General features: G+C 39.2%; 13 protein-coding genes. 12 read left to right on the forward strand and 1 reads right to left on the reverse strand.

Translation table 11 applies throughout. From position 1 onward, the window contains the following. The first annotated feature begins 65 nt into the window (after positions 1–65). The 12 genes from spoIIP to deoC all read left to right on the forward strand — a co-directional run bounded on the left by spoIIP (position 66) and on the right by deoC (position 13,736). On the forward strand, positions 66–1,262 hold the full coding sequence (spoIIP, locus tag ACRX5O_RS01800; protein WP_433904362.1) for a stage II sporulation protein P: 1,197 nt from the start codon (positions 66–68) through the stop codon (positions 1,260–1,262). 20 nt (positions 1,263–1,282) lie between these two features. After that, the gene (locus ACRX5O_RS01805; protein WP_119709190.1) at positions 1,283–1,612 is read left to right on the forward strand and encodes a YqxA family protein; all 330 of its coding nucleotides are present in this window, start codon (positions 1,283–1,285) and stop codon (positions 1,610–1,612) included. Between the two features lie 349 nt (positions 1,613–1,961). Further along, positions 1,962–3,797 carry a translation elongation factor 4 gene (gene lepA, locus ACRX5O_RS01810; RefSeq protein WP_433904363.1) on the forward strand — a complete coding sequence of 612 codons (1,836 nt, stop codon included), beginning with the start codon at positions 1,962–1,964 and terminating at the stop codon, positions 3,795–3,797. 98 nt (positions 3,798–3,895) lie between these two features. Next, positions 3,896–5,035 carry a radical SAM family heme chaperone HemW gene (gene hemW / locus ACRX5O_RS01815; RefSeq protein WP_433904364.1) on the forward strand — a complete coding sequence of 380 codons (1,140 nt, stop codon included), beginning with the start codon at positions 3,896–3,898 and terminating at the stop codon, positions 5,033–5,035. A gap of 85 nt (positions 5,036–5,120) precedes the next feature. Continuing rightward, positions 5,121–6,152: a heat-inducible transcriptional repressor HrcA gene (gene hrcA, locus ACRX5O_RS01820; protein WP_433904365.1), complete on the forward strand. Its 1,032-nt coding sequence runs from the start codon at positions 5,121–5,123 to the stop codon at positions 6,150–6,152. An 89-nt stretch (positions 6,153–6,241) separates the two neighbouring features. Further along, the gene (gene grpE / locus ACRX5O_RS01825) at positions 6,242–6,826 is read left to right on the forward strand and encodes a nucleotide exchange factor GrpE (protein WP_433904366.1); all 585 of its coding nucleotides are present in this window, start codon (positions 6,242–6,244) and stop codon (positions 6,824–6,826) included. A gap of 34 nt (positions 6,827–6,860) precedes the next feature. Further along, the gene (gene dnaK, locus ACRX5O_RS01830; protein WP_433904367.1) at positions 6,861–8,687 is read left to right on the forward strand and encodes a molecular chaperone DnaK; all 1,827 of its coding nucleotides are present in this window, start codon (positions 6,861–6,863) and stop codon (positions 8,685–8,687) included. Positions 8,688–8,813: 126 nt separating this feature from the next. Continuing rightward, positions 8,814–9,935: a molecular chaperone DnaJ gene (gene dnaJ, locus ACRX5O_RS01835; RefSeq protein WP_433904368.1), complete on the forward strand. Its 1,122-nt coding sequence runs from the start codon at positions 8,814–8,816 to the stop codon at positions 9,933–9,935. Positions 9,936–9,955: 20 nt separating this feature from the next. Beyond that, positions 9,956–10,894, forward strand: a complete 939-nt coding sequence (prmA, locus tag ACRX5O_RS01840) for a 50S ribosomal protein L11 methyltransferase (RefSeq protein WP_433904369.1) — start codon at positions 9,956–9,958, stop codon at positions 10,892–10,894. A gap of 49 nt (positions 10,895–10,943) precedes the next feature. Continuing rightward, positions 10,944–11,690 carry a 16S rRNA (uracil(1498)-N(3))-methyltransferase gene (locus ACRX5O_RS01845; protein WP_433904370.1) on the forward strand — a complete coding sequence of 249 codons (747 nt, stop codon included), beginning with the start codon at positions 10,944–10,946 and terminating at the stop codon, positions 11,688–11,690. A gap of 5 nt (positions 11,691–11,695) precedes the next feature. Further along, positions 11,696–13,045 (forward strand): tRNA (N(6)-L-threonylcarbamoyladenosine(37)-C(2))-methylthiotransferase MtaB, encoded by a 1,350-nt coding sequence (gene mtaB / locus ACRX5O_RS01850; RefSeq protein WP_433904371.1) that lies wholly within the window; start codon positions 11,696–11,698, stop codon positions 13,043–13,045. 19 nt (positions 13,046–13,064) lie between these two features. Next, positions 13,065–13,736 carry a deoxyribose-phosphate aldolase gene (gene deoC / locus ACRX5O_RS01855; protein ID WP_433904372.1) on the forward strand — a complete coding sequence of 224 codons (672 nt, stop codon included), beginning with the start codon at positions 13,065–13,067 and terminating at the stop codon, positions 13,734–13,736. Positions 13,737–13,764: 28 nt separating this feature from the next. On the opposite strand, the gene ACRX5O_RS01860 is transcribed toward deoC, so the two are convergent. Continuing rightward, the gene (locus ACRX5O_RS01860) at positions 13,765–14,688 is read right to left on the reverse strand and encodes a Na/Pi symporter (RefSeq protein WP_433904373.1); all 924 of its coding nucleotides are present in this window, start codon (positions 14,686–14,688) and stop codon (positions 13,765–13,767) included. Positions 14,689–14,871 lie beyond the last annotated feature (183 nt).

Here is a 14,871-nt window from a genome sequence, read left to right on the forward strand (position 1 = left end):
ATTTATTGTTCTACCTTCTCTAGTAAGTACATATCATTTACTAGACTAGGCTAAGAGGTGGAATAATGAAACTACAAAAAACGCCCTATGTTGTAACTATTCAAGGGACAAGCATTTTAAAACTCATTTTATCGTGTTTGTTGTTGATTTTCCTACTCTTTTCTGTGAGCGGACTATTAACTTCTTTAAACCCACAATATCAGCTTAGGTCATCGAGTGTGAACAAAGCGACAATGAATATGAGCGGAAATGTACTCTTTCAGTTGATGGCTAGAGAAAACCATTATTTAATGAGCGGATTAGTAGAAAGAGATGAAGTTCCGAGTATGTCGAGTGTCTTGTTTAAAGCCTCCACAAATGTGAATCTTGATGATCCACGGAGCTTATTAGGTAGAGAACTTCCGGGGTTCTCCTTATTTGATGGGAAAATTCTTGTTGCTGGTGAAGGAACCAATTATACCAATATGCCAATTGAATCAGCTCCACCAGAGGAAGCGTTGAACACAGAAAATGAGGCGAGTTTGCAAAACACGGACGATATTACAAAGGAAGAACCAAATAAAGTAACTCCTCCTTTAACAACAGGTGATAAAAAGGTTGCTTACATTTATTTCTCTCATACAAGAGAATCCTACCTCCCTTATTTAAAAGGAGTGACGGATCCAAATAGTGCGCAACACTCAGAAATAAATGTAACGAAAATAGGTGATCGCCTGCAAGAGAGGTTGGAAGGTTATGGGGTTGGCACAATAGTGGATAAAACCGATATTACGAATCGTTTAAATTCCAATGGCTGGACTTATGGCCGATCCTATGACGCTTCTAGGGCTCTTGTACAAGAAGCAATGGCTGGTAATTCTAACTTATCATATTTGATAGATATTCATCGTGATTCAAGAAGAAAAGAAGATACAACGAAAGTAATCAATGGTAAATCATACGCGAAACTAGCTTTTGTAATTGGAGCAGAACATCCAAATTACGAAAAGAATTTAAAGTTAGCGACGGAAATCCACAATAAACTCGAGGAGAAATATCCAGGTTTAAGCAGAGGAATTATCCAAAAGAGCGGAGCAAGTACAAATGGTCGTTTCAATCAGGACCTTTCCGGAAATGCTTTATTAGTAGAGTTTGGTGGAGTGGATAACAACTTTGACGAGCTTAATCTTTCTGCAGATGCATTTGCAGATGTATTTAGCGAAATTTTCTGGGAAGCAGAAAAGGTGAATTACCCAGTAACCGTTCCTTCTGAGGAGCAATAATGTTAATTAAGGTGATAGTTATGAAAATGTTTATGTTTAAAAGCATATTGTTAATGTCTCTCATGTTTGTATCAGTATTATTTGGAATGCAAATTGCAAACAACGGGATCGTAAACATGAAGGGATTTGAAGATCCTAATTTTAAAGGTGCATTCACTATTAACGAACAAGAAGAAAATGTCCAAGTATCGGTATTAGGAAATAATGTAGATAGTCACGATATTAATAAAAAAAGAGAGCAGCTAGAAGAAATGGAAGCCTATAACTTCTTCTCAGACTTAGGCAAAACATTAGCAGACATAGTAACGGGTATAGCAGATATTACGATTGATCTTATCACGGACAGGTAGAATTACGGCAATCTTAGGATTGCTGTTTTTTCTTTATATGGCTAGCTCCGCCTCCTTGGCCCTCGAGGTCGTAAATCAAACATCTCCAGAAGGCAGGCCTTCCTGCGATATTCGCCTTACGCTTGTCGGGCCAGTACAGTCGGCTCCGCTTTTCTCTGTCTAGCTCCAGCAGCTAGTCCCTCGGGGTCATAAGCCAAAGCACTACAGAGGTCAGGACCTCTTACGGTCTTCGTCTTATGCCTGTCGGGACTGATCAAGCTGCTTCCGCTTTTCTCTATTGAATCTTATTTTACCTACTGCTATAATCAAAAATAGTGTATACGTGCGAAGTATAGTAGGAGTGAACTGAATGAACAGACAAGATAGACTAAATAGACAAGAAAAAATAAGGAATTTTTCTATTATTGCACATATTGATCATGGGAAATCGACATTAGCTGACCGTATTTTAGAGAAAACAAATGCGCTTACAGCTAGAGAAATGAAGGACCAATTGCTAGATTCGATGGACCTTGAGAGAGAACGTGGCATCACGATCAAATTAAACTCTGTGCAATTAAAATATCAAGCAAAGGATGGAGAGATTTATACTTTCCATTTAATCGATACACCGGGGCATGTAGACTTCACGTATGAGGTATCACGAAGCTTAGCTGCTTGTGAAGGAGCAGTCCTGGTAGTTGATGCGGCACAGGGAATTGAAGCGCAAACATTAGCAAATGTTTACTTAGCGTTAGATAATGACCTTGAAATTGTGCCTGTAATTAACAAAATTGATTTGCCAAGTGCAGATCCAGAACGCGTGCGTAACGAGATTGAAGAAGTAATTGGGTTAGATGCATCCGAGGCGGTTTTAGCAAGTGCGAAGGCAGGAATCGGAATTGAAGACATTCTAGAGCAAGTAGTAGAAAAGGTTCCTGCGCCTACTGGGGATCCAGAAGCCCCATTAAAAGCGCTGATTTTCGACTCTCTTTATGATGCGTATCGCGGAGTGGTAGCTTATATCCGTGTTGTAGATGGTACGGTAAAGGTTGGAGATAAAATCCGCATGATGGCAACCGGAAAAGAATTTGAGGTTACCGAAGTAGGGGTGTTCACACCAAAATCAACTCCAGTTCCAGAACTAACTGTTGGTGATGTTGGATTTTTAACGGCAGCCATTAAAAATGTGGGAGACACACGCGTGGGTGATACCATTACTAGTGTGAAAAATGGAGCAACGGAAGCCCTTCCAGGGTATCGTCGCTTAAACCCAATGGTATATTGCGGTTTGTATCCAATAGATAGTGCGAAGTTCAACGATTTAAGAGAAGCATTAGAAAAGCTAGAACTAAACGATTCGGCTCTTCAATTTGAGCCAGAGACCTCTCAAGCGCTTGGCTTTGGCTTCCGTTGTGGATTCCTAGGATTGCTCCATATGGAGATTATTCAAGAGCGTATTGAAAGAGAGTTTAAAATCGACTTAATTACAACGGCTCCAAGCGTAATCTATCATGTCATTATGACGGATGGCACCGAGATTAAAGTGGATAATCCTTCAAACATGCCTGATCCACAAAAAATTGCACGCGTTGAAGAGCCATATGTAAAAGCTACAATGATGGCTCCTAATGATTATGTTGGTGCAATTATGGAACTTTGTCAGGAAAAACGAGGAATCTTTATCGATATGCAATACATGGATGAGACTCGTGTAAACATTGTGTACGAGATTCCTCTTTCAGAAATCGTTTATGACTTCTTTGATCAATTAAAGTCAAGCACAAAGGGTTATGCTTCGTTCGATTACGAGTTAATTGGATACAAGGAGTCAAAACTTGTGAAGATGGATATTCTTCTTAATGCTGAAAAGGTTGATGCGTTAAGCTTTATTGTTCATAAAGACTTCGCATATGACCGTGGAAAGGTCATAGTTGAAAAGCTGAAGGAATTAATACCGAGACAACAGTTTGAGGTTCCTATTCAAGCAGCGGTTGGGCAAAAAATTGTGGCACGTTCTACCATTAAAGCAATGCGTAAAAATGTATTAGCAAAATGTTATGGTGGAGATATCTCACGTAAGCGTAAGCTACTTGAAAAGCAAAAAGAAGGTAAAAAGCGTATGAAGCAGGTAGGGTCCGTAGAGGTACCTCAAGAAGCATTCATGGCTGTGTTGAAAATGGATGATACAAACTCAAAGAAGTAGATGATTTGATTTTAAAGGAAAGGTTAGATAAGCTTGATAAATCAAGTGATCTAACCTTTTTTGATTGCAAAAAAGTTATATTTTAAGGTTGTGTGAAAATGGTAAAAGCAGCATATATTCATATTCCGTTCTGTGAGCATATTTGTCACTATTGTGATTTTAATAAGGTTTTCTTAAAAGGTCAGCCTGTTGATGAATACCTAGACGCGCTTGAGGAGGAAATTCGACTAACGCTAGAAAAGCATCCTGCAGAGCCTCTTCATTCCGTATTTGTAGGTGGTGGAACTCCAACTTCATTAACTGAAAAACAATTACAACGATTATTGTTTTCCATAAAAAAATATCTTCCATTAGAACAGAATGCAGAGTTTACATTTGAAGCCAATCCAGGTGACTTGTCCGATGAAAAGTTTCGTGTGCTATTCGAGGGTGGAGTCAATCGATTAAGCTTTGGTGTGCAAACCTTTGATAATCAGTTGCTAAAGGCGATTGGAAGAACACATCGGGCGGAAGATGTGTTCACCTCTATTGAAAAAGCAAAAAAAGTTGGGTTCAAAAATATTAGTGTAGATTTAATCTATAGCTTGCCGAATCAAACGCTAGATAGTTTTAAAGAAACATTACAAACGGCTCTCTCCCTTGATATTCAACACTACTCTGGCTACTCCCTCATTATTGAACCCAAAACGGTGTTTTATAATCAAATGAGAAGGGGAAAGCTGCCTGTTCCAGGAGAAGATGCTGAAGCAGAAATATATTCGTTGCTAATGGAGCAAATGCAGTTAGCCGGATTTCAACAATACGAGATTTCCAACTTTGCTCTTCCAGGCCACGAGAGTAAGCATAATTTAACATATTGGAATAACGAGGAATACTATGGGTTTGGTGCTGGTTCTCATAGTTATGTTGCTGGAGAGAGGATTGCAAACCATGGTCCTTTAAAAAAATATATGGATCCCATTTGGAATGGCACTTTACCCTCTCATAATATTCACAAAGTGGAGAACAATGAAAAGTGGGAGGAAGAAATGTTTCTCGGTTTAAGGAAAATGGAGGGAATCAGCGTGGAACACTTCATTCAAAAATTTGGGGTAGATCCGCTCTCCTTATTTAAGAATGAGATAGATTCCTTACAAAGTCGAGATTTAATCTTATTACAAGAGGGAAAAATTGTATTAACAAAAAAAGGGCGGTTTTTAGGAAATGAAGTGTTTCAATCATTTATCGGCGTTATCTAAATGTTGACATATAGCCCTAACATTTGATAATTTATTATTAGATTTAGCACTCGTTAGAAGAGAGTGCTAACAGAGGTGATGAAACATGTTAACAGATCGTCAGTTGTTAATTTTTCAGGTGATTGTTGATGATTTCATTCGTTCTGCTCAGCCGATTGGATCTAGAAGTTTGTCGAAAAAAGAGGATATTAGTTATAGCTCTGCTACGATTCGTAATGATATGGCTGATTTAGAGGAGCTAGGCTTTCTTGAGAAGACACATACATCTTCTGGAAGAATTCCGTCCGAGAAGGGCTATCGTTTTTATGTAGATCATCTTCTTGCTCCACAGAAGCTTGATCAGCATGATATGCAATCGGTTAAATCGATTTTTGCTGAAAGGCTTTATGAACTTGAAAAAATCGTACAAAAATCCGCAAAAATATTATCTGAGCTGACCAATTATACTTCTATTGTTCTTGGACCTGCTGTTAGAGAGAATAAGCTTAAAAAGATTCAAATTGTTCCACTTAATAAGGAAACAGCTATCGCAATCATTGTGACTGATAAAGGACATGTAGACAATCGAATGTTTCATCTTCCTGAGGGGTTAGATGCAAGTGATATTGAGAAAATGGTCAATATCCTTAATGAACGTCTAACGGGTGTGCCACTTGAAGATTTAAATGAGAAGATCTACAAAGAGGTAGCCACTTTACTCAGACAGCATATCCGTAATTATGATTCCATGCTTCATGCATTCGCTGATACGTTGAAGATTCCATCAAATGAAAAGGTGTTTTTTGGTGGAAGAACCAATATTCTTAGTCAACCGGAATTCCATGATATCGAAAAGGTAAAAAGTCTTTTAAACATGATTGAGCATGAAAAAAGCATGTACGATTTGATTCGGAAAAATCCGACTGGGATTCATGTGAAAATTGGAAAAGAAAACAACAATTCAGCAATGGAGAATTGTAGCTTAATTACGGCAACGTATTCTGTAGGTGAGGAACAACTGGGGACAATTGCTATTTTAGGCCCTACTAGAATGGAATACTCTCGAGTCATCAGCTTGTTACAAACGATTAGTCATGATTTAACTTCTGTATTAACAAAGCTGTATCAAAATAAATAACGGTGGTGATTATGTTAAGGGGAGTACTCCCTTAACATCAGCCACTACTTATAAATAAGGAAGGAACACATTTAAGGGAGGTGAGTAATTTGGCAGAAGAGAAAAGTACATTAAATGAGGAATTACAATCTTCTACTGAAACAGAAGCAAGCTCAGAAGGTATTGAAGAAGTTTTTGCTGAAGCAGAAGTGGTAACTGAGGAAAATGTTGAAACTAATTCTGAGGACACTCGTATACAAGAGCTAGAAACAAAACTTCAAGACGCTGAAAATCGTTACTTGCGCTTGCAGGCTGATTTTGATAACTCTCGTCGCCGGGCCAGAATTGACCTTGAAGCGGCGCAAAAATATAGAGCTCAAAGCTTAATTACAAATTTATTGCCAGCTCTAGATAATTTTGAAAGAGCTCTTCAGGTTGAACCTGATAATGAACAAACAAGATCGTTGTTACAAGGGATGGACATGGTTTACCGCAGTCTGTCTGAAGCGTTAAAAGGTGAGGGCCTTGAGGCAATTGAAGCTGTTGGTCATCCATTTGATCCGCATATGCATCAAGCGGTTATGCAAGTAGAGGATCCTAACTTTGAATCAAATATTGTTGTAGAGCAATTCCAAAAGGGGTACAAGTTAAAGGATAAAGTCATCCGACCATCGATGGTTAAGGTGAACCAGTAATCCCTACATAATAGAATTTTGGGAGGTTATTTTTATGAGTAAAATCATTGGTATTGACTTAGGGACAACAAACTCATGTGTGTCTGTACTTGAAGGTGGAGAGCCTAAGGTCATTCCTAATGCAGAAGGAAACCGCACAACACCATCTGTTGTTGCTTTCAAAAATGGTGAGCGTCAAGTTGGTGAAGTAGCAAAGCGTCAAGCAATTACAAATCCAAATACAATCATGTCCATCAAGCGTCATATGGGTACTAGCCATAAAGAAACGATTGAAGGAAAGGATTATACACCACAAGAGGTATCTGCAATCATTCTTCAACATCTTAAAGCGTACGCAGAAGACTATCTTGGAGAGCCTGTTTCAAAGGCTGTAATTACCGTTCCAGCTTATTTTAACGATGCAGAGCGTCAAGCAACAAAAGATGCTGGGAAAATTGCAGGACTAGAAGTAGAACGTATTATCAACGAGCCAACTGCAGCAGCACTTGCTTATGGTTTAGACAAAATGGACGATGATCAAACGATTCTTGTTTACGACCTTGGGGGCGGAACATTTGACGTGTCTATTTTGGAATTAGGTGATGGTGTATTTGAAGTAAAATCAACAGCAGGTGATAATCGTCTTGGTGGAGATGACTTTGACCAAGTGATTATCGATTATCTAGTTGAGCAATTCAAAAAGGAAAATGGCATTGATCTTTCTAAAGATAAAATGGCGCTTCAACGCTTAAAGGATGCGGCAGAAAAGGCGAAGAAAGACCTTTCTGGTGTTACGACAACTCAAATTTCTCTTCCGTTTATCACGGCTGGGGAAGCTGGTCCACTTCACTTGGAAGTGACATTATCTAGAGCGAAATTTGAAGAACTATCTGCAAGCCTTGTAGAAAGAACAATGGGTCCGACTCGCCAAGCTTTAAGAGATGCTGGTTTAACACCTGCTGAACTTGATAAAGTTATACTAGTTGGTGGTTCAACTCGTATTCCTGCGGTACAAGAAGCAATTAAGCGTGAAACAGGAAAAGAGCCACATAAAGGCGTAAATCCAGATGAAGTAGTTGCAATGGGTGCTGCTATTCAAGGTGGAGTTATCTCTGGTGACGTAAAAGATGTTGTTCTTCTTGACGTAACTCCATTATCACTTGGTATTGAAACAATGGGTGGTGTATTTACGAAGTTAATTGATCGCAATACGACGATTCCAACTTCAAAGTCACAAGTATTCTCAACTGCGGCAGATAGCCAAACAGCTGTTGATATCCATGTTCTTCAAGGTGAGCGTCCAATGGCGGCTGATAACAAAACACTTGGTCGTTTCCAATTAACGGACATTCCACCAGCACCACGTGGTATTCCACAAATTGAAGTATCATTTGATATTGATAAAAATGGTATCGTAAACGTTCGTGCAAAGGATTTAGGAACAAACAAAGAACAAACAATTACGATCAAGTCTTCAACTGGTCTATCGGATGAAGAAATTCAAAAGATGGTAAGAGAAGCAGAAGAAAATGCAGAAGCTGATAAGAAGCGTAAAGAAGAAGTAGAACTTCGCAATGAAGCGGATCAGCTTGTATTTACAACTGAAAAAACTCTGAAAGACCTTGAAGGAAAAGTAGACGCGTCTGAAGTAGCTTCAGCAAATGAAGCAAAGGATGCACTAAAGGCTGCCATTGAGAAAAACGAATTAGAAGAAATTCGTGCGAAAAAAGATGCTCTTCAAGAAATCGTTCAAAATTTAACGGTTAAGCTATACGAAGAAGCAGCTAAGCAAGCTCAAGCAGCTGGAGGTCAAGCAGGCGAAAGTGGCAAGGATGACAATGTCGTTGATGCAGAATTTGAGGAAGTAAAAGACGATAAATAAGTTTAGGCTAACTAGCTTAGAAAAAGTCAAAGTCAAATCCAAGCGACTTTGGCTTTTTCATTGCTTTGGGTTGAATGGTAATGTTAAAATAACCTTTATGTGAAATGATTCGGGGAGTGGGCAATCATGAGTAAAAGGGACTACTATGAGGTACTTGGAGTCAGTAAAAGTGCTTCAAAGGATGAGATAAAAAAGGCGTACCGAAAGCTATCGAAAAAATATCATCCTGATATTAATAAGGAACCAGATGCGGATGAAAAGTTCAAAGAGGTAAAAGAAGCATATGAGGTATTAAGTGACGACCAAAAGAAAGCACACTATGATCAATTTGGTCACACCGATCCTAACCAAGGTTTTGGTGGAGGAGACTTTGGTGGTTTTGGCGGTTTTGAGGATATATTTAGCACGTTCTTTGGCGGTGGCGGTTCAAGAAGAAGAGATCCTAATGCACCAAGACAAGGAGCCGACCTCCAATATACAATGACCCTTAGCTTTGAGGAAGCAGTTTTCGGAAAGGAAACCGATTTAGAAATACCGAGAGAAGAAAATTGTGAAACATGTCACGGATCTGGAGCAAAACCAGGTACGAAGCCAGATACTTGTAGTCACTGTCATGGGTCTGGTCAGTTGAATGTGGAGCAAAACACACCGTTTGGTCGGATTGTGAATCGTCGAGTCTGTCATTACTGTAGCGGAACTGGGAAACAGATTAAAGACAAGTGTTCAACATGTGGTGGAACAGGGAAAGTGCAGAAGCGTCGTAAGATTCATGTAAAGATTCCTGCAGGTATTGATGATGGTCAACAGCTTCGTGTTGCTGGACAAGGTGAACCTGGAGTGAATGGTGGACCGGCAGGAGATTTATATGTTGTATTCCATGTCCGTTCGCATGAGTTCTTTGAACGTGATGGAGACGATATCTATTGTGAAATGCCGATTACTTTTGTTCAAGCCGCACTAGGTGATGAAGTGGAAGTACCAACATTACACGGGAAAGTAAAACTGAAAGTGCCAGCGGGTACACAAACAGGAACCAAATTCCGATTGAAAGGAAAAGGTGTTCCAAACGTAAGAGGCTATGGTACAGGTGATCAGCATATTATTATTCGAATCTTAACACCAACGAAATTAACTGAAAAGCAAAAGCAATTGCTTCATGAGTTTGCAGAGGTAAGTGGAAGCGTACCTCAAGGTGAGCATGAAGAAGGTTTTTTTTCAAAAGTAAAGAGAGCATTTAAAGGCGAATAAAAGGAATAGGAGTTGGTAGTATGAAATGGTCAGAACTTTGCATTCATACAACAAATGAGGCAATAGAACCGATCTCAAATATATTGCATGAGGCAGGAGCAAGTGGAGTGGTTATTGAGGATCCATTAGAGCTTGTGAAAGAAAGGGAAGACCAATTCGGTGAAATCTACCAACTCAATCCTAAAGATTATCCGGATGAAGGAGTAATGGTTAAAGCATATTTACCGGTTACAAGCTTCTTGGGAGAAACGGTTGATGCAATAAAAGAATCCATTAACAACCTAAGCATTCATAATATTGATATTGGAAGAAATACCGTAACGGTCAGTGAAGTGAATGAAGAGGAATGGGCAACCGCATGGAAGAAGTATTATCATCCAGTGAAAATTTCTGAACGATTTACCATTGTACCTACGTGGGAAGAATATACTCCAGTTTCAAGTGATGAATTAATTATTGAATTGGATCCAGGAATGGCATTTGGTACAGGGACGCATCCGACGACGGTTATGTGTATACAGGCGTTAGAAAGAACGGTTAGAGAAGGTGACCATGTTGTCGACGTTGGAACGGGAACAGGTGTATTAAGTATTGCATCAGCCATGTTAGGTGCAAGCTCAGTCCTCGCTCTAGATTTAGACGAAGTGGCTGTTAAATCAGCAAAGATTAATAGCAAGCTGAATAAAACACATGAAGTAGTAACCGTCGCTCAAAACAATTTACTTGACGGTGTGGACCAACAGGCAGATGTGGTAGTTGCAAATATTTTAGCCGAAGTGATTGTTCGATTTACTGATGATGTAGCAAGAGTTGTAAAAAATGACGGTTATTTTATTTCTTCAGGTATCATTCTACAGAAAAAAGATGAGGTTAGGGCAGCAATTGAGCGCTCTGGGTTTGAAATAATAGAGACGATCCAAATGGAAGATTGGATTGCGATGATTGCAAAGAGGCAATAATGTGAAGGGGGGTATCCCCCTTTATACATGAATAAAGAAGGTGTAGCGTGTGCAACGATATTTTGTTGATCAGACAACGGAAGGACGATTTGTCATAAAGGGTGACGATTTCAGACACATTGTGAAGGTGATGAGATTAAAGATTAACGATCAAATCATTTGTACGACTTCCAAAGGAGAAGGGGCTATTTGCCAAATTGCAGAAATTACCGATGAACAAGTCGTTGCAGACGTTGTACAATGGGAGGTAGTGTCTTCTGAACTTCCCGTTCGTGTGACGATTGCAAGTGGTCTTCCTAAAGGTGACAAGCTAGAGTGGATCATACAAAAAGGCACTGAATTAGGTGCCTATTCTTTCGTCCCAGTAACAACTGCTAGATCGGTAGTAAAATGGGATGAAAAAAAGGCTGATAAAAAAGTAGACCGTTGGCAAAGGATTGCAAAGGAGGCAGCAGAGCAGTCGCACCGACGGATCGTGCCAACTGTTGTAACTCCTCTTAATTTAGCAAAGCTTATTAGTCTTTCAAAAGACTATACGTATAAATTAATTGCTTATGAGGAAGAAGCAAAGCAAGGAGAGCGCTCGACTCTCGCTCGCACTCTTCAAGAGATGAAGAATGATGACAGTGTCTTAATTGTGTTCGGTCCGGAAGGCGGACTAACAGAATCAGAAGTTGAGTTGCTTACCCAAGAAGGGTTCCGGTCCTGTGGGCTTGGTCCTAGAATTTTACGTACAGAGACAGCACCCTTATACGTGCTGTCAGTTATTTCTTATCAATTTGAACTATTGAGGTGAACAATATGCCATCAGTTGCATTTCATACATTAGGTTGTAAGGTAAATCATTACGAAACAGAAGCCATTTGGCAGCTATTTCAAGAACAGGGATATGAGAGAGTAGACTATGAATCAACTTCAGATGTTTATGTCATCAATACTTGTACAGTAACAAACACAGGTGATAAAAAGAGTCGTCAAGTAATCAGACGTGCGATTCGTAAAAATCCGGACGCAGTTATTTGTGTAACAGGCTGTTATGCACAAACGTCTCCTGCTGAAATTATGGCAATTCCAGGTGTAGATATTGTTGTTGGAACACAGGACCGTGTGAAGATGCTTGAATATATCGAACGCTTTAAGGAAGAAAGACAACCAATTAATGCGGTTGGTAATATTATGAAAAATCGTGTTTACGAGGAATTAGATGTTCCTGCCTTTACGGACCGCACTCGTGCTTCTTTAAAGATTCAGGAAGGCTGCAATAACTTCTGTACGTTTTGTATCATTCCTTGGGCTCGTGGATTAATGAGATCACGTGATCCAAAGGAAGTGATAAAACAAGCACAGCAGCTAGTTGATGCCGGTTATAAAGAAATCGTATTAACTGGTATTCACACAGGTGGATATGGTGAAGATATGAAGGATTATAATCTTGCCATGTTATTAAAAGATTTAGAAAAAGAAGTGATTGGGCTTGAGAGACTAAGAATTTCTTCTATTGAAGCAAGTCAAATTACTGATGAAGTGATTCAAGTAATGAATGACTCTAATGTAATAGTTAGACATCTTCATATTCCATTGCAATCAGGTTCTAACACGGTGTTAAAAAGAATGCGCCGTAAGTACACGATGGAATTCTTTGGCGAGCGCTTAAACCGACTGAAGGAGGCTCTACCAGGTCTTGCGGTCACTTCTGACGTAATCGTTGGCTTCCCTGGTGAAACAGAAGAAGAATTTATGGAAACTTATCAATTTATCAAGGATCATAAATTTTCTGAACTGCACGTATTCCCATATTCTAAACGTACAGGTACACCTGCTGCTAGAATGGATGACCAAGTGGATGAAGAAGTTAAAAATGAGCGTGTACATCGATTGATATCTTTATCTGATCAATTAGCTAAAGAGTATGCTTCACAATTTGAAGGGGAAGTACTCGAAGTAATTCCTGAAGAACGTTCAAAAAACGGTGAAGGAATGTATGAAGGATATACAGATAATTATTTAAAGGTTATATTTAAAGGGACTGAAGAAATGATTGGACAAATTGTAAAGGTGAAAATTACAAAAGCTGGTTACCCTTACAATGAAGGTCAATTTGTCCGTGTGCTTGATGAGTATGTTAGATCAGCAGAACAAGCAGCGATATAATTTTCGAATTGGAGTGTATATGATGAAAGAAATCGCGAAAATGATTGATCACACTTTGTTAAAAGCTGAAGCAACAAAAGACCAAATTGAACAATTATGTGCTGAAGCAAAAGAATATCAATTTGCTTCTGTATGTGTAAACCCAACTTGGGTGGCTTATGCTAGTGAATTACTAAAGGGAACGGGTGTGGATGTTTGTACAGTCATCGGTTTTCCATTGGGAGCCAATACACCAGAAACAAAAGCATTTGAAACAACGAACGCCATTGAAAATGGTGCGACCGAGGTAGATATGGTTATCAATATCGGTGCGCTAAAGAATGGAGATGACTCTTTGGTAGAAAAAGATATTCAAGCTGTTGTTAACGCTGCTAAAGGTAAAGCTTTAACAAAGGTTATTATTGAAACATCTCTTTTAACGGAAGAGGAAAAGGTTCGTGCATGTAAGCTAGCTGTAAGTGCAGGTACTGATTTTGTCAAAACATCTACAGGCTTTTCAACTGGTGGCGCAACGGTTGATGATATTGCACTAATGCGTAAGACGGTTGGACCTACAATTGGTGTAAAAGCTTCAGGTGGAGTAAGAAGTGCGGAAGACGCAAAAAATATGATTGAAGCTGGTGCAACTCGTATCGGAGCTAGCTCAGGCATTGCTATTGTAAAAGGATTAGTTTCCAATAGTGACTATTAAAAATAAAAACATGCCACCCGGCATGTTTTTATTTTTTACCATGTAATTTCGTAACAAATGTCGCAAAATGGCTGGCGAATGGAAGGACAAGTAGAGAAGAGATTACGTTAAACAGGACGCTAATATGAGCCAGTTGTACATCAGGCTCTTGAGCTAGGCTACCTGCTATGCTTGCAAGATATGCGATGAATGGGAAAAAGGCCATCACCCCGATTACATTTAACCATATATGAGAATACGCGCATAGACGAGCCTCTTTGCCCCCGCCGATACTAGCCACATACCCAGTTACACAGGTTCCAATATTAGCTCCAAGCATGACGGCTATACCTGCACCAATCGTTAGTAACTGACTTGATAGGAACCCCATAATAATACCTGTCGTAGCAGAGCTTGAGTGAATAAGAGCTGTAATGACAGCCCCCACACCAACACTAAGTAAGTGGCTTTCATTCATATCAATAATCAATTGTTGGATGATCGGTAAACTAGATAAGGGCTTTGCTAGATATTTAAAGCCACTCATTGCCGAAAAAACCGTTGCCATTCCCAGGAGTATTAAACCAAAGGCATTTGCATTTTTATTTTTCATGAAAATAAGTAAGGCTCCTAAAATAGCCATTGGTACAAGAAAAGAGTCGATTTGGAATGTGATAAATTCTGTAGTAAAGGTTGTGCCAATATTGGTTCCAAGTATGATCCCAATAGATTGGCGAAACGTTAACAACCCAGCAGAAATCAACCCGATCGTCATGACCATGACAGCTGAGCTGCTTTGTAGAGCTCCCGTAATGATAATGGATGCTAAAAGTCCCTTCCATGTGCGATCGGTTAATTTTACAAGCCATTTTTTAAGTGAATCTGCGGATAAATTAAATAAACCCGTTCGCAAAATGGTCATACCAAAAATAAATAATACAATGAAGATACAAAATAAAAGAACACTTACCATGCTTTTCCCTCCTTTTACATCTTTATTGCAAAGGGATGTGGGACATGCTAAGTATCCGTAAGAAAATATGATATTTTAAAGTTTTATTCATAAATGGACGATAGCTAGTAGAATTACAGTTGACCTTGTTTCACTGTTATATTATAATTGCAAAGTACATGGAATTTCCATGTTGTTTGTTGT

Source organism: Robertmurraya mesotrionivorans, from assembly GCF_050971805.1.
Classification (GTDB): Bacteria; Bacillota; Bacilli; order Bacillales; family Cytobacillaceae; genus Robertmurraya_A.